15 protein-coding genes are annotated in these 16,200 nt (G+C 55.1%); all 15 read right to left on the bottom strand.

Going from position 1 to position 16,200, the window contains the following annotated elements; genetic code table 11:
• Nucleotides 1–11 precede the first annotated feature (11 nt).
• Genes whiA through murC form a run of 15 tightly spaced genes read right to left on the bottom strand, consistent with a single transcriptional unit; the run spans nt 12 to nt 16,192 of the window.
• Nucleotides 12–896: a DNA-binding protein WhiA gene (gene whiA / locus GX108_04700; protein ID NLO56337.1), complete on the bottom strand. Its 885-nt coding sequence runs from the start codon at nt 894–896 to the stop codon at nt 12–14.
• Nucleotides 884–2,023 carry a uridine diphosphate-N-acetylglucosamine-binding protein YvcK gene (gene yvcK / locus GX108_04695; GenBank protein ID NLO56336.1) on the bottom strand — a complete coding sequence of 380 codons (1,140 nt, stop codon included), beginning with the start codon at nt 2,021–2,023 and terminating at the stop codon, nt 884–886. The genes whiA and yvcK overlap by 13 nt, the downstream gene beginning before the upstream one ends.
• Nucleotides 2,020–2,904 carry an RNase adapter RapZ gene (gene rapZ / locus GX108_04690; protein ID NLO56335.1) on the bottom strand — a complete coding sequence of 295 codons (885 nt, stop codon included), beginning with the start codon at nt 2,902–2,904 and terminating at the stop codon, nt 2,020–2,022. Before rapZ ends, yvcK begins: the two co-directional genes overlap by 4 nt.
• Before the next feature lie 22 nt (nt 2,905–2,926).
• Nucleotides 2,927–3,739 carry a MogA/MoaB family molybdenum cofactor biosynthesis protein gene (locus tag GX108_04685; GenBank protein NLO56334.1) on the bottom strand — a complete coding sequence of 271 codons (813 nt, stop codon included), beginning with the start codon at nt 3,737–3,739 and terminating at the stop codon, nt 2,927–2,929.
• Entirely contained in the window at nt 3,736–4,221 is a 486-nt protein-coding gene (moaC, locus tag GX108_04680) for a cyclic pyranopterin monophosphate synthase MoaC (protein ID NLO56333.1), read from the bottom strand. Before moaC ends, GX108_04685 begins: the two co-directional genes overlap by 4 nt.
• 3 nt (nt 4,222–4,224) lie before the next feature.
• A complete protein-coding gene (gene moaA, locus GX108_04675; GenBank protein NLO56332.1) occupies nt 4,225–5,202 on the bottom strand; it encodes a GTP 3',8-cyclase MoaA in 978 nt (325 codons plus the stop codon).
• Complete coding sequence (locus tag GX108_04670; protein ID NLO56331.1) at nt 5,190–7,106, bottom strand: molybdopterin biosynthesis protein MoeA; 1,917 nt, start codon at nt 7,104–7,106, stop codon at nt 5,190–5,192. The genes moaA and GX108_04670 overlap by 13 nt, the downstream gene beginning before the upstream one ends.
• Nucleotides 7,094–8,320, bottom strand: coding sequence for a molybdopterin molybdotransferase MoeA (locus tag GX108_04665; protein ID NLO56330.1), 1,227 nt, complete (start codon nt 8,318–8,320; stop codon nt 7,094–7,096). Before GX108_04665 ends, GX108_04670 begins: the two co-directional genes overlap by 13 nt.
• Before the next feature lie 51 nt (nt 8,321–8,371).
• Complete coding sequence (locus GX108_04660) at nt 8,372–8,977, bottom strand: SPOR domain-containing protein (GenBank protein ID NLO56329.1); 606 nt, start codon at nt 8,975–8,977, stop codon at nt 8,372–8,374.
• 41 nt (nt 8,978–9,018) lie between these two features.
• Nucleotides 9,019–10,545 carry a radical SAM protein gene (locus GX108_04655; protein ID NLO56328.1) on the bottom strand — a complete coding sequence of 509 codons (1,527 nt, stop codon included), beginning with the start codon at nt 10,543–10,545 and terminating at the stop codon, nt 9,019–9,021.
• A 24-nt stretch (nt 10,546–10,569) separates the two neighbouring features.
• Nucleotides 10,570–11,721, bottom strand: a complete 1,152-nt coding sequence (ftsZ, locus tag GX108_04650; GenBank protein NLO56327.1) for a cell division protein FtsZ — start codon at nt 11,719–11,721, stop codon at nt 10,570–10,572.
• Nucleotides 11,722–11,746: 25 nt separating this feature from the next.
• Nucleotides 11,747–13,099: a cell division protein FtsA gene (gene ftsA / locus GX108_04645; GenBank protein ID NLO56326.1), complete on the bottom strand. Its 1,353-nt coding sequence runs from the start codon at nt 13,097–13,099 to the stop codon at nt 11,747–11,749.
• Between the two features lie 25 nt (nt 13,100–13,124).
• Nucleotides 13,125–13,907, bottom strand: coding sequence for a hypothetical protein (locus tag GX108_04640; protein ID NLO56325.1), 783 nt, complete (start codon nt 13,905–13,907; stop codon nt 13,125–13,127).
• On the bottom strand, nt 13,888–14,817 hold the full coding sequence (gene murB, locus GX108_04635; protein ID NLO56324.1) for a UDP-N-acetylmuramate dehydrogenase: 930 nt from the start codon (nt 14,815–14,817) through the stop codon (nt 13,888–13,890). Before murB ends, GX108_04640 begins: the two co-directional genes overlap by 20 nt.
• Complete coding sequence (gene murC, locus GX108_04630) at nt 14,795–16,192, bottom strand: UDP-N-acetylmuramate--L-alanine ligase (protein ID NLO56323.1); 1,398 nt, start codon at nt 16,190–16,192, stop codon at nt 14,795–14,797. The genes murB and murC overlap by 23 nt, the downstream gene beginning before the upstream one ends.
• Nucleotides 16,193–16,200 lie beyond the last annotated feature (8 nt).

Below are 16,200 nucleotides of genomic sequence, written 5' to 3'. Positions count from 1 at the left end.
CTTTTTATTTTTTAAGACATCCTCGTCAGAAATTCAATTCTTTTCCAGCGGTACTTGACCGTGCTTTTACTCACGGGCTTTGAAAAGGCCTGCCCAAGCTCTTTGAGTGTGGCCGATGGATTTTCTTTCCTGATGTATACAAGTTCCCGCAAGTTCTCCGGCAACCCCTGGACCTCGCCGCTGGCCAGGAGCCTTTCCGCCAGTTCGAGCTGTCGATGGGCGGATTCCAGGGATTTTCTGATGTTAGAGGCATCACAGTTCACGACCTTGTTGGCCCTTTCCTTGATGGACCTGAGCAGCGCCTTCTCCTCGAGCAGGAGGGAAGTCCTGAACATCTGCATATTTGAAAGCATTCCAACTATAGAGGATTGGTCGCGTAGTATCGTCTCAAAAAAATTACGCCTTTTTCTTCTACTGAAGGGGATCCTGTTCAAGGAAAGAACTCTTTCCAGTTTTTCCGAAGGGTTCCATAGGGAAGCTTCGTTCACCCTGAAAGCCATATAATAACCCGTCCTGGGCAGGAACAGGGAGCCGCAGGACCCAAAGAGGCCCCTCAACCAATGCCAGGAAAGGGTTTCGAACCTCTTGGAATCGCCGTAATAGGAAATTCCCTTGAGAAGGGTCTCATGGTCGAGCCTCAATGAAACCTTGCCCCTCCTTCCTGCCGGGATCATGAGGTTCAGGGCTTGGCCGGATCGGGCCCAATCCGAGATCTCCCAAAGTCTTTTCAGCTTCCTGAATACGAAAAACCTTCCGCTTGAAAAGACCGTTCCCTCTTTGTCGCTGCTCGCTATAAGACCGGATAGAATCCCGCCTATCTCCACCGCGGCCTTGACCCCGTCATCAACGAGAATGGTTGACCAGTCGTCACGGGTCACTTCTCTCAACTTTTCCATGGGGATGAATCCCTTTCTTCCCTGGTGATTCGCATCAGTGCCTCGGATACTTTCTGGCTGTTGTGCCTGACGTTCCCTCCGGTGACATCGAGGAAACCCGATTGGATGATTTTTGACCCCATCAAGGCAAGGGACCTCTCGTTCTCCTCGTTCAGGAAAAGGGGCGCAGCCCCGGCCGCCAAGTACGACTTTAGAAGCGAGGGAGGCACTTCTTCCTCGTTGGCGAGGATATAGTCGGGGATCGTTCCGGAGGCTCTTGTTATCCACCGGATATGATCCATTATGGACATGCCGTCGGTTTCGCCGGGCTGAGTCATAAGGTTCGTGATGTATATCTTGGGCGCGGCCGTCCTCTTGAGGGCCTCTGAAATCTCCCTGAACATGAGGTTGGGGATGATGCTGGTGAACAGGCTTCCCGGTCCCAGCACAACCGCCTCGGCGTTCTCGATGGCCGCAACGGCTTCGGGAAAAGCCCTGGCATCGGCGGGCTCGATCCAAATCGATTCGATCCGGCAACCCCTCCTGGCGATGTCCAGCTCACCCCGAAGGGAATCACCATCAGCCGTGGCTGCGCAAAGAACCACCGACTCATTCGTAACAGGAATTACCTTCCCCCGTATGGCCAGCAATTTGTTGAGTTCCTCGACGGCCTTCCTGAAGTCACCGGTCATCTCCGTGGCAGCCAGGAGAATAAGATTGCCCAGGCTGTGGCCCTTGAGCTCCCCGCGGTCAAACCTGAAGTTCAGGATCCTGTTCAGAGAGCTATCGTCCTCGGCAAGAGCTAACATGCAGTTCCTGATATCCCCGGGAGGAAGAACGCCCCATTCTCCTCGCAGGCGGCCAGAACTTCCGCCCTCGTCGGTAACTGTCACTATGGCAGTTATATTTCGCGTGTAGTATTTTAACCCCGAAAGCAATGTGGAAAGGCCTGTCCCTCCACCGATAGCGACAATATCGGGACCCTGCGTGATCTTGTGCAGGAAGGCCTTGGTCATAATGGTTCCGTCCCTTTTGTCCTGCGATCCACCGGTTCCCTCTTCCACCTCTTCCTGGAAGAGTCTCGCCCCGAGAAGGGCTATGATTCCCCCCGTGAGAAGACCGATGGTGAAGGCCGACCACCAGTTCACGTTACCACCGTATCCTTTTCAATATCCCTGTGCCTGATCGACGAATTTTCAGGCATCTTTGACCCGAGCCATTCCACGACGGCGACAGACCTGTGTCTGCCTCCCGTGCAGCCTACAGCGATATGGACGATGTTTTTTCCCGTGTTCCTGTATAGCCCCATGACCTGCTCCATCAGTTCCGAAAGGGCGCCAAAAAAACTGGATACTCCCTCATGGGAGAGGATGAAATCCTGGACTTCCCTGTCTCTTCCGCTCAAGGGCCTCAGGCGCGATTCGTAAAAGGGGTTCGGGAGGAAACGGACATCTATGACAAAGTCGCTATCCTGAGGGATGCCGTGTTTGAACCCAAAGGAGGTAAAGATGACCTTGAGGGGTCCTTCAGTTATGTCCATCTTTCCGAAGATCTCATTCCTAAGTTGAGACAGGGTCAAATCCGACGTTTCTACGACTAGGTCGGCAATCTCGTGGATCTGGGATAGTTCTCTCCGTTCCCTGTGGATGGCCTCGAGGATGGTTATCTCCGAGGAGAGGGGGTGTCTTCTCCTGGTCTCCTCGAAGCGCTTGACGAGGCAGACATCGGAGGCATCGAGAAAGATGACCTTGATATTGAGTTCTCTCCTCCTGAGGTTGCCTATGATGGCGAAAAGATCGTCGAGGAGGCTTTCCCCCCTGATATCGACAACGGCCGCAACACCATTCTGTACCGCTTCCTCGTGCCTTCCCAGTACCTGCAATAGTTGGGGGAGCAATGTCGGTGGGATGTTTTCAATAGCATAAAAGCCAAGGTCTTCGAACATACGAAGCGCAGTGGATTTTCCGCTTCCTGACATGCCCGTGATTATCACACATCTGGAGACCCTGTTTGGAAGGGATTCTTTCAAAGCGAGATCCTTCTTTCAATAATCATTGATGAGGCACGGCGCAATCCCCACTCCTCCCCGTCACTACTTCCACGGCATGGCGGAGAACCGGGGCAATAGCACTGAAGCATTGCACCGCTCCCCTTTCGCTTCCCGGCAGCGTGATCACAATTGTACCGGAACAAGCCACGGCGAGGGACCTGGAGAGGATGGACCTCACGTTTTCAAAGGACGTCTTCCATCTCATGTACTCGCCGATGCCGGGAATCTCCCTGCATCCCAAGGACTTTACCGCTTCAGGAGTGACATCCCTGGCGGAAATGCCCGTTCCTCCAGTGACCAGGACGATGTCAACCCCGGCTGCCATCCATTCCCGGATCTTGTCGCTGATCTTGACGGTTTCGTCGGGGACGATCCCTGACTTAGACAGGATACCCCCTAGGATGGGCAACGACCTCTCCAGGGCGGGCCCGGCGGTATCTATCCTTTCGCCCCGACTTCCCTTGTCGCTCACGGTCAGGACTCCCACCGTGAGGGACGGCCACAGGTCAAAAGAAGACGAAACCAACAGGAATCCCTTGTCGACCACGAGGAAGGATCTCTTTTGATCGGGCCTCTCTTGGCGCCTAAGGATCACCCCATCGGAAAAATGAAGGAAATCACCCGGCCCGACCAGGGGCACCTCGCGGACCCTGATCCCGAAGACCCCTTCGGAAAACGAGCCCTTTCCCGCTTCTTCAAGGACCAACTCAAGGGCCAAGCCATCGACAAGGGGGTTCCCCAAGTCGTCGCTATGGAGGTACACCATTGGGCGATCACTGAATCGGCCGGAAAAACCAAGAACCCTGTTTTTCACGCCCCGTCTTCCCCCCGGTATTCGCCGGATTTGCCCCCGCTCTTCCCAAGAAGCCGAATCCGTTCAATGATAATCCCCTTGTCAATCGCCTTGCACATATCATAAAGGGTCAGCGCCGCCACTGATACCCCCGTCAGCGCTTCCATTTCGACCCCCGTTACATCCGTCGCCCTGACGGTGCAGGTTATCCTGGCCACCCTTCCCTTAGGTTCCAGGTCGCAGGAGACCGAAACATGATTCAGCCTCAGGGGGTGACATAACGGCACCAGGACCGAGGTCTGTTTGGCTCCCATTATCCCCGCAACTTCGGCGACTCTCAAGACATCTCCCTTGGTGCTCCTGCCCTCCATCAGGGAATGGAAGACCTTTTCGGGAAATCTAACGAACCCCTCGGCCAAGGCTTCCCTCTTAGTGGGTTTTTTCTCGCCCACGTCGACCATAACAGGTCTTCCGGAGTGGTCAAGATGAGATAATCCGTCCATGCTTCATCCCCCTATCCGCGACATGTGCATCGATCCCGTTCGGGCCTGGTCGTAGGATCCGGGTTTTATGTTCACTGCCCGGAGGACCAAGGCTTCCACCTCGGCGGCGTCGCCGGAAATAAGCGCGGGCCTCAGGAAGATCCCATCTTCGGAGAAAAGACAGGGCCTCATGATCCCGGTGGCGGAAACGCGGAGCCTATTGCATTTGTGGCAGAAGTGATGGGAGACCGCCTCAATCAGGCCGACCCTCTGGCCGGTGGTCAAGTGTCTGAAATAACGCGCGGGTCCAGCACTGTGGTCGGAGGAGTTATCCAGCCTTTCCCACATTTCCGGATCGGGCAACCTTTGAATAATTTCGGAAGCCGGGATGAACAGGCCCTTTTTCCATATGGAATCATCGAGGGGCATGAATTCGATAAGGCGCAGCGTGGCCCGATGAGACCTGGCAAAGTCAAGCAGGGCCTCGACCTCGCCATCGTTGACCCCCTTCATGAGGACGGTGTTTATCTTGATGGGTATCGTCGTTCGCTCCGCCAGGAGCCTGATGCCTTCGATGGCGTCCCGGAGCCTACCATTCCTCGTTATGAAGCGAAAAAGATCCTCATCCAGGGTGTCAAGGCTGACATTCACACCGGAAAGTCCTGACCGGCCTATCTCATCGATGAACTGGGGGATCAGGCTGCCATTGGTGGTCAGGACGGTACGGATCCCAGGGACCGAAGCGCTGAAGGCGTCAAGAAAGGGGAAAAACCCCTTCCTCACCAGGGGCTCCCCACCGGTAAAACGTATCTTTTCGACTCCCAACCCTCCCAGGATCTGTGCCAGGAAAATTATTTCCTCGTAGGTCATTATCCTGTCATGGGGGATCCATTCGAGACCTTCTTCCGGCATGCAGTAGACGCATCGGTAATTGCACCTGTCAGTGATCGAGATCCTGACATAGTTGAGTCGCCTTTCGAAGCGATCTTTCAAAATATCCATCGGTACCCCCCCAGGGAGTCAACTTCACGTCTCCACTTCTCGTCGGAAAGAGTCTCCATGAGAATCCGGATTCCCGGATGATCGATGAAGCGTTCGGGAATGACGAGTTCGAAATCTTCTTCCATTACGGGTATGAAATCGGTCTCGAAAGCCTCCGCCGCCGCCTTGACGCCCAAGGTGGCGTCGGCTGAACCTCCCGATATCCTGGCGGCCGCTTCGAAATGGGTAATCGCGATGTTGTCATAGCCATTGATTGATTCCGGATCGGCCCCGGCTTCCCTCAGGAGGTGGTCAAAAAGAATCCTGGTGCCCGCTCCGGGTTGCCTGTTGACGAAAAAGGCACCGGTAACGACAAGGTCTTTAACGGAACGGATCCCTTCGGGGTTTCCTTTTCTGACCAGGAATCCCTGTTGCCTCCCGAACAGTTTGATCCTCCGCCAACTCCGGGTTTCATCCAACCTTTCGATAAAACTATCGTTGTATACCCCCTTCTCAGGGTCAAGGAGGTGGCAAGATGCGATATGGCCCTCTCCTCGGGCCAACGCCGTCAGGCCGCCAAGGCTTCCGACGGAACGGATCGCCAGGTCGCCACCTCTTTCTCTTACATAGGAGACTATCCTCTCAATGGCCGGGTCGTTGGAGCCTTGGTAGACGACCCTCTTTTTGAAATCCACCTTTTTCCTGATCAGGATCTCAATATCGCTCCCCTTTGGAACCTCGAGGACGGAAGACCCAAGGAGAGCGAATCCATCCGAGTCAGAGATGGAAAAAGTCGAACTGGCACCGGCAGGGAGGGGCCATGAATAAACGGTGCCGTCGATCTCCCCGCATTTGACTCTAAGCCATTCCAAAACCCCCTGCGGCGAAGAATGGTGCAGGAGGAACTTCGTTTTGAGGGTCTCGGAGGCCCTAACGGCCTCTTCGGGGGAAGGAGCGGAGGTTTCGCCGTAAAGCCTCCGCAAAAGGGGGTTGATAATGCTCCAGCAGGTCACAAGGGCGGACATGGGAAACCCTGGAAGTGCTACCAACGGTTTGTTACCCGAAACTCCTGCTATGACTGGCCTTCCGGGTTTCATCCTGACGCCCCTGAAAAGAGGGTCCGAAAGCTTCCCGATCACTTCCGCACTGTGGTCTCTCTTGCCCTTCGCTGTTCCGGCGCCGATGACGACGAGGTCGTAGGCCTCCAAAGATTCTAGGACGGCTTTACTGATGAGCCTTATATCGTCGTGGACCAGTTCGTGGACGTCCAGGGGAAACCCCCAGTCGTAGAAGAGCTTTCTCAACATGTAGGAGTTGGTCTCCGGAACCCTGGCCCACTCCCTGACGTCTCCGCTGACCCACTCGCCGGCGGGGATGATCTCATCCCCAGTGGGTATGAAGATGGTCCGCGGCAACCTTGAAACGCTGACCCTGGAGTGGCCCGAGGCGATCAGCAGCGGTATCAGGAAGGCGTCAAGCGAATCCCCTCTTCTGGCTATAACCTGACCCCTTGTCACGTCCTCGCCCTCGGGTCTCACATTTTCGCCCTTCGTCGTCATTTTCGCCACAAGAAGGGTGCTTCCTTCCAGGGAGGTGTCCTCGACCATCACGACCGAATCGAAGGAGCGATCCACTCCCCCGCCGGTGTTCACCCAACCGTAGTGGCCCTCCTGGATCCTGGCCGGTGTCCGGGTGGAAGCGTTGGCTGTGTCAGAAGCCTTCAGGGCAAACCCGTCAACGGCGGAGGCCGGATATTGGGGAAGATTTCTCTTGGAAAGGACATCCTTGCCCAGGATCCTTGGCGGGTGCCCCTCAAAAAGCAGGAGGTCCACCTCCTCGAGTTCGCCGAGAGGGAGCACTCTCCTTTCGATCATGGACCATGCGCTCAGAAGATCCAGGTTCTCCTCGAAGGTCACCAAAGCCACACCTCGACAAGAGATCCTTTTCTCAGGGTCTCCGTGTTTTCGGGAAGTCTGATCAGGCCGTCGGAACCACCCATGCCCAAAAGAAACCCTGACTTCGCCCAGGAGGGCCGAGCTTCTCCCTCGGGGCCGATCTTCAGGGGGATGAATTCCTCCACACCGCTCTTTCCGATAATATCCTCCCCCGCGGGGAGGGAGATTTTCCGGAAAAGGTCGAGAGGCTTCCCCATTATAAGTGATGAGATAAGGGGTACCAGGAAGGTCAAGGCTATTATGGCACAGGAGTGAGGATGTCCCGGCAGGCAGACGGCTAATTTTTTCCTGGAAGGATCGCCGGAGACAATGGTTGGTTTGCCGGGGGAAATATTGAGACCCCTGACGATCAGCTCCCCTTTGCCCAGTTCCCGAAGAAGAAGGACTGAATGATCCCTGGCGCTGACCGAGGAACCTCCGCTCAGGATCAGGACGTCAAATTTTTCCAGGGCTTTGTCGAAAACCTTTTTCAGTTCCTTTGGGTCATCAGGGACAATGCCGAGGAATTCACCCCCGATGCCGGCTCTTGCCAGGTTGGCCAAGATGATGGAAGAGTTGACGTCCCGGATCATCCCGGGTTGGATCTGTTTAACGCCCGCCGGGACGATCTCATCGCCGGTACTTATAATGGCAACCCCGAGGTCGCAGACCGTGGCTGCAACCTGTCCGCAGGAAGCCAGGGCAGAAATATTGCGAAAGTCAAGGATATCTCCCTTGCGAGCCAGTTTTTGACCCTTGCTGAACTCCTCACCCTTCAGGAGGAGGTTTTCCCCCTTCTGGACAGGTTTTCGAACCTCGAGCAACATTCCGGCATGGGAGGTGTCTTCGAGCATTACGATGGAATCCGCCCCCGCTGGTAAAGCACTTCCGGTATGCACCTGGACAGCTTCTTCGGGGCCGACCCGCATCTTGGGGATCGAACCCATGGGCACCTCGCCACGAAGGTTCAAAAAGGCGGGGGAAGCATCACTAACGCCTATTAAATCCACCGACCTCACGGCGAAACCATCCCGAAGGCTCCTGTCAAAAGGAGGGCTCGCATCGGGAGCGATGATATCGGCTCCCAAAACGAGACCCAGGGCCTCGTGGATCGGAATTCCCTCCCTCACACCCACGGGCCAGGGGAATCCCATCCCTTGAGCGAGGGTGTGCAGGGCTTCATCCCTTGGAAGGGTCCTGGTCACAAAACCCGACATTTTAATTTGTGCGGAAGGATCATCGGTCTCTTCCGGCTCCTATTCCTGTTTTGTGACCAACGTGGGATATCCCTTCGAGGCGAGTTCCCTGGCGAGGTTATCCGCCTCAACCTTTTGGTCGCCCGCGGGCACCCTTACCCTGTAATAAGTCTTCCCACCGACCTCCGCCCTGGTCACATAGGCGTTGAAGTTTTTATCTCTTACTTCTCCTACGAGGGTTTCTGCCGATTCCTTCAGGGAAAAGGCCCCGATTTGGACGACCCAACTCCCCCGTGAGGCTTGGGCAGGCATAGGAATTTTGGTTTCCGTCCCGGTCCGGGTTGATGTTGGTGCGGCTCCCTCGGCAGCCGGCTCGGCTTGGGCGGTTCCAGATTCCGTCACGGGTTCGTCACCACCGGGGGCGGGAACAGCAACGACCTGGGAGTTGTCGACGGGTTCGGCGGTTAGAGACATGGACGGGGTCTCCCCTTCATGGTACTCGAGGTTTTCGGGATAACTCACCGGGCTTTCTGGAGGCATGAAAAGAAGCCTGACCCCGAGGATTAAAAGCCCTACGGCCAGGATGGCGACCAGGGGCAGCATTATATGGCCGAAGGCGAATACAGCCGGCTTTTCCTTGAACTTCCTGTTCCTTCTGAAGCTCACCGATGATCACCTCTCTGAGAGTGTTCTCCAACGATAAATATTTAATTATAACCAAGAAGACCCAGTTGCTCCAGCAAAATAACCCTCTGTTCCTGGCCGGGCTCAGAGACTCTCGTGGCTCCCTTTCCATGGGAGCAGAAGCCCTTTGCCATGGATAAGCCCTTCCAGGCGAGGGCGAACTCAAGGGCGGCTTCCCTCGGCTCCTGGAAGTTGACACGGCAACCCTTCGCAGGGCCGTCTCGGAAGAGTTTTTTCAATCTCTTTTTCCGGGTATGGGCTTCCCCGTCGCTTATCATCTCGGCTTTTTCCCAGGGAGTCATGGGTTTTGGAACGAATACGCCTACGGAAGCCGTTACCTGGAGTCCATTCTCGGCACGGACACGGCCGCTTAAACGGGCGATATCGTCCACATCGGAGGCCCTTTCGCCCGGGATACCCATCATGAAATAAAGTTTAACCTTCCTGATACCCATACTTGAGGCCATGGCCAGCCGCTCGATGATATCGTCCTCGGTAAAGTATTTTCCGCAGGCTCTTCTCAGCCTGTCGTTCCCGGCCTCCGGCGCGACAGTGAGGGCATGCCTTCCACTTCCAGTCAGGGATTTGATCATGGATTCGCTGATATTATCCACCCTGAGCGACGCAAAGGATACGGCTGTCCCCAGGGAGTCCACGGCGGAAAGCAACTCCGCCAGGAACGGGTAATCGCCGGTTTCGGGTGATATGAGACCAATCTGAATACCACCAAAGGAACCAACCGAGGCGATGTCCTCCAGGACTCGTCCAACGGAACGGATCCTGGGCTTTCCGAAGGAAGAAGGGATGGTGCAGAAGCTGCAGTTCCTCCTGCAACCCCTCTGGAGTTCAACCAATACCGTTTTGCCAAAGACCGAGGAGGGAGCGATCCAGAGGCTTTTCCCCCTCGCCTTGTCCAGGTCGTCAATGATGTTCCTGCGCTTTTGGGCTTTCTCGCCCTTCAGGATGACCCGGTCATGCAGGGAAGGCACATAAATGGAGGGATGTTCAGCCAGCGCTTCCCGGAATTTGGAGCGATCCCCATGGCGCAGGTAATGACGGGCTTCTCTCACCAGGTGTTCTACGACCCTTTCGCCATCACCGAGAACGACATAATCAGCCATCCCCGAGAAGGCCAGGGGGTTGATGTAGCTCAGGGCACCACCGACCCCAAAAACGGCCTGACCCAGGGATTCCCTTTCTTCAGGACAGGGAGATATGCGCCACCGACGAAAGAGTGAGAGGAGGGTCAAGATATCTGGTTCATAGGCAACGGAAGCGGAAATGAGGGGGAAATTGGAGATAGGCCTTTCTGCCTCCACCGAAAGGGCGGAAAGTCGCCCCGCGAAAAAACGTTCGACCCCGACGCCTAGGGTCCGCATCTCGGCAATAATCGTCTGGAATCCGAGGTTTGCCATCCCCACCTGGTACCGCGCGGGATAAAGCATGGCCCACAGTGGATAACCTCCCTGGGGAAGGTCATCCAACTCGATTTCCTGCTCCCGAAGGTATTTCCAGTTCTCCCTTTTGTATTTCCCAGAAAGGCGTTTCAATGATGCTTGTCCCGTTCCGTTCTTTTAAAACTGATGACCGAACTTCCTCCTTCGGATCTCGGGAGGGGTATCCAGGTCTTCCACATCGACAGGGGACGACTCAAAGTCTTTATCGACTTTCTTCAGGACATCTCTCCTGGCGAGAGCTTCGGTCTCAATGAAGGATCCCCCGCTTCTTCTGGGCAGCGACAGCGACCTTCTGGGGCTTTGTCCCGAGGCAAAACCCGTGGCTATTACTGTTATCTGAACCTTTTCGTCCAATTCGGGGTCAAGGACGTGACCCCAGAGGATGGTTGCCTTGGGATCGGCGGCTTCGGTTACCACCTGGGCAGCCTCCTGGATTTCGTGGATGCCCAGGTTCGGTCCCCCGGTGACGTTGAAGAGCACCCCTCGCGCTCCGGTAATAGGGCCATCCATCAGGGGACTGTTTATGGCGGCATGTGCCGCCTTTGAAGCCCTGTCATCCCCCTTTGCCTCGCCAATTCCCATTATGGCCGTTCCAGCATCCATCATGATGGTCCTTACATCGGCGAAATCTACGTTGACCAGGCCTGGACGGAGGATAAGATCCGTGACACCTTGAACGGCTTGCCTCAGCACATCATCGGCGAGCCTGAAAGCATCGAGGAGGGTCGTCTCCTTTTGGGTGATCTCCAGTAGCCGGTCATTCGGTATTACGATGAGGGCGTCCACGTTGCCGCGAAGATTCTCAATACCCTCCAGGGCCTGCGTTATCCTCCTATGGCCCTCGAAAAGAAAGGGTTTAGTCGCCACGGCCACGACAAGGGTCCCGTTTTCTTTCGCGGCCTGGGCAATTATCGGCGAGGCACCTGTACCGGTCCCACCACCCATTCCGGCCGTAAGGAAAATCATATCAGCCCCGTTCAGCGCCTCCCTGATCTCATCGATGGACTCTTCAGCAGATCTCATGCCGATCTCGGGGTCCGCTCCAGCGCCAAGACCCTTGGTCAATTCCCTTCCCAGCACGATCTTTACGTCGGCTTCGGAGAGGCTAAGGTGAGCGATATCAGTATTGGCGGCGATGAATTCCACGCCGGTCACTCCGCTCCGGACAATGTGGTTGAGGGCATTGCCACCGCCTCCACCAACTCCGATAACCTTGATCACTTCGCGTAACTGCGACTGTGAACCTTCGATCTCAAAGAGTTCTGCCATCCGAGTAACCTCCACGATAAACGGATTAGAACAGTTCCTTGAAGGCGTTCTTCAAGGCATCGAAAAACCTGGCCATTTGAGACTTACCGTCACTTCCCTTTATTTCCGCTTCCCCTTTCTTGTGGTTCGAGACCATGATTTCCCCAGTCCGCTCCAGGCCCCAGGCAATACCTGACCCCAAGGAACCCGGTTTAAGAAGGTTTTCGGGGTAGTTCTTCCTTTCCAGGAGGTAATTAGCGATCCCCACCGTGGAGGAAAATTCGCATCCCCTTGCATGGAGAGGGAGGCTTGATTCTTTGACGGGCACGCCTAGCCGGACCGGTATTTCAAAACTCTCGGAGGCGAGATCGATGAATCCTGGAGATTCTGCGACGCCACCTGAAAAAACGATGGTCCGAAGCGCTCCTTCGCATTCGAACTCTTCAATTTTGGGGACGATGAATCTGAAGAAGATCTCCTCGATTCTCGGCGACACGATATCGAGAACATTCCGGACGGTCACCACGAAGGGCTCCCCACCCATTTCAAATTCAAGTTCATCATGTAAATCCTCAGGGGCTTCGGAAAGGGATACCTCGCGCTTCAAGTATTCGGCCTTTGATGCCGGTATCGAGAGCAATTCCGCGACATCCTGGGTAACCAGATCCCCACCGACCGGGAAAACCGCCATTGCCCTGACAAGTCCCTCCCTGGCGTAGGTCACGGTGGAGGTACCCGCCCCGATATCGACAACCACGGCTCCGTCTTCAAGCTCTTCTTCGCTGAGAGAGCCAAAAGCGGAAGCGATCGATTTATGTACCACTCCTAGTACGTTCAATCCGGCTTTCTCGGCACAACTTACAGATTTCCGGACTTCTTCCCCGGCAAGACCGATGAAGAGGACCTCGACGGCCAATTCCGATCCTAAAAGCCCTGTCGGGTCCTTCATGGAAGAACCAGAGTCAACGGAGAAGGTAAGCGGAATCGCGTGAAGCAAAAGGTCCTGGGTACTCTCTCGGGCAGTCTTCAACACTTCCTTGAGGATATCCTTTATATCCTTGCCGGTGACGGTTCTTTCGGGTTCCCCTTCCTCTCTCAAGGATAACTTCTGTCCCATAACAAAAGAAAAGGCCGACGAAGGCCCTATCGAAAGGAACGTGTCTCTGACGTTTAGATCGTAAGCCTTTTCTACCTCGTCTACGGCTTTCCTGATGGATTCGACCACGAGATCGCCGTTCCGAATCTCGCCCCGGGAGATCCCTCTTGATCTTGAGGAACCTATGGCGATAACCTGTGCTTCCTGTGAGAGGGGATCCGTTTCGGTCACAATCAGTGAGATCTTCCTGCTACCGATATCAAGACCCGACCATATGATGGGTTCTACCTTCCCTCTCCTCATGGGCGAACCTCCAGACCAAATGAAATCAGGGAATGACCCTGACCAGGATCTTTCCGGAATAGGTTGTATCCACTAGCAGGTTCTTGCCACTTGAACCGGTTTGCGAAAGTATATCATTTACCGCTTCGAGCAGGGGCGGCCAAAGATCAGGGGATTCACCAAGGAGAATTCTTACACATCCCTCGCCGGTTCTTTCGAGTATCTCGACGGTTCTTCTACCCTCGCCCCTGTTGACGGTGATAGTGGAAATCCTTTTGTAAAAACCTGCCCTTTCCAGCGCCTCTTTCCAGGACTCGATCTCGTTGCAGGGTATCACCGAATCCTTGACGGAGTTTTCAATATCCGTACCGGACGGTATGGGGTCTGGCAAGCCCGGACCCCATACAAGAACTGCCCCCTCCCTCGCCGACTGCTGGGAAATGATACTGTTCATAGAGTGATGGATCGACCACATCCTGCCCTCTCTGGCGAGGAACCACTCTCCCCCGGACCAGAAGACCATGAACCAGGGCTCGAGAGGCGTAACCTCCACATCGAAGGCACCAAGACCTGTTTGGGTAATATACATATCGACGGGTGCCTCCGCCATGATTGATTTTTCAATGGTTCCCCGTTTTAATGAAAATAAGGGCCAGAATCGATGTGACATCGGTTCGATGCGCTTCCAGAAATAATCATCTGAAACAAGGGCAAGGGAACCGAAGGAGACCGACCTGAGACGGAAGAACTGGAATCGTTCTTCCGTACAGTATAGCATCCCTGAAAGGAAAACAAGAAACAGGGCAAACCTAACCGCCGACTTCCTCATGGGGGAACTCACCCATAATACAAAGCTCCAACTCAAGGAGGATTCCCGTCTCCTGGTAAACTCTTTCCCTGCAGATGGAGATCAACCTGATAATATCTTCGGAACTGGCCGATCCTTTATTTATGATAAAATTGGCGTGTCTTTCCGATACCTCCGCATCCCCCTCCCTGAGCCCCTTGCACCCGGCATCGTCCAGGAGTTTTCCGGCGAACTCTGTTCCGGGGTTTTTAAAGAGGCACCCTGCCGTCTTGACACCCCTGGGCTGTCCCGCTCTTTTGTTAAAGTACTTTCTGGCGGCTTGTGCCACATCGGCAGTATTCTCCTTCATGAGGACCAATCTGCAGGCGACGATAGCCTTGTTTTTCTCCAGGAGGTTGGAAAAACGATAGGAAAAACGAAGGTCTCCACCCTTTTTCCATTGGGTAAGGCCGTTTTTATTTATCAGCAGCACCGATTCAACAAGATCACCAAGGGCCCTTCCTTCAACTCCGGCGTTTCCGCGAAGGGCGCCCCCGACGCTCCCGGGTATACCCGCGATAAATTCCAGCCCTCCCCATCCCCTTTCTATCGAAAGCGCCAGAAGGGCAGCCAGGGTAACGCCCGCTTCCGCCTCAATCAGGATCGAGTCACCCTTTTCTCCCCACATGACTCCGTTCAGGCCGCCGGTCTGAATGGTGATGCCCCGAAGGCCTTCATCGGAGATGAGTACGTTGCTGCCCCCTCCCAGGAACCAGACGGGGATTCCTTCCTCAACGCTAAAATCGAGGACCGCCGACAGCTCATGGCGAGTTGCAGGCCTGGCAAGGCACTCAGCGGGCCCCCCCACTCCGAGGGTCGTAAGATCTTTCAGAGGATTATCAAAGGAACAAAAGGGAAGGATATTCCGGTTAAGCCTTGACCGCCATCGCATCGAGGTTAACGCCTTTCCCTTCAAGGCGCCGCTGAATCTTCTCCCCCACAATGGAAACGTCGCCCGCGCCGATGGTAGCGATAACATCGCCCTCAATTACACTGGCGGAGATCTTGGCCAAAACTTCTTCCATATCGCTGCAGAAGTCAAAACCCTTGTGTCCTTTTTGCTTCAGAATATCTCCTATCAGCGTAGAAGAGACGCCTTCGATAGGCATTTCATCGGCGGGAAAAACGGGCAGGAGAAATACTCCATCGGACAAGGAGAGCACCTCGGCGAATTCTCTGTACATCGCAGCGGTCCTCGTAAAACGATGGGGCTGAAAAACGGTCATGAGCCTTCTTTCGGGGAACATCTTTCTCAGGGTACCCAGGGTGGCGGCAATCTCCCTGGGGTGATGGCCGTAATCATCAAAAATATCTACATCGAGGGAGGGAACGGACCCCATGTGCTGCAAGCGTCTTTTAGCTCCCTTGAAGGTCCTCAGCGCCTGGGAGGCCGCTTCGAGGGGAACCCCTATCGCGGCGGCGGCGGCACAGGCCGCAAGCGAATTAAGAACGTTATGTTCGCCGGAGATCTGGAGTGATATCTCGAGGGCTGGCGTGCCACCCCTGCTAAGGGTATAGGTAACCCCTCCGCCCCTGTTGTGCCTGACATCCTGGGCACCCCAGTCCCACCGGCCCCCCCACCCGTAGGTGAGATGCTTTCCGTTTATTCTGTTCTGCAGGAGAGCGGACAGCCCCCTGTCTTCTCCGCAGACAATGGCGGTCCCTTCGGGCTCCCTGTTGCCGAGGAACCTTTCGTAGGCCTCAAGAACGGAATTGAAATTGGGGTAATAATCGACATGATCCCAATCGGCATTGGTCACAATTGCCACATGGGAGCGAAACAGTTCGAAGGACCCATCACTTTCGTCGAGCTCGGCGACCATGTGTGCGCCCTGTCCCAGCTTAGCGTTTCCACCAATGTCACAAAGCTCCCCTCCAATGGCGACCGTGGGGTCAAGCCCGGCGTTCTCCAGGATCAGGCCAATCATGGAGGCTGTCGTCGTTTTGCCGTGAGTTCCGGCCACGCCGATACCCTTTCTCATGTTGAAGAGCCAGCTGAGCACCTCCGCTCTTTTAAATATCCGGATACCTCTTCTGGCTGCCTCGGTTAATTCTTCCGTCTCCAGGGGTATGGCACTGCTGAATACCAGGGCATCGGGGGTGAATCGGTCAAGATGGCTCTTGTCGTGGCCCAGAACGAATTCAATGCCGTTGGGGGATATCTTGTTTATATAATAGGTATGTGAAACATCGCACCCGGTAATTGTCATTCCCATCTGGCGTAAAAGAAGGGCCAGGCCGCTCATCCCGGCTCCTCCTATGCCCATGAGGTGCA

The organism is Thermovirga sp. (genome assembly GCA_012523215.1).
GTDB lineage: Bacteria > Synergistota > Synergistia > Synergistales > Thermovirgaceae > 58-81.
This window is presented reverse-complemented; position numbering and strand designations above follow the sequence as displayed.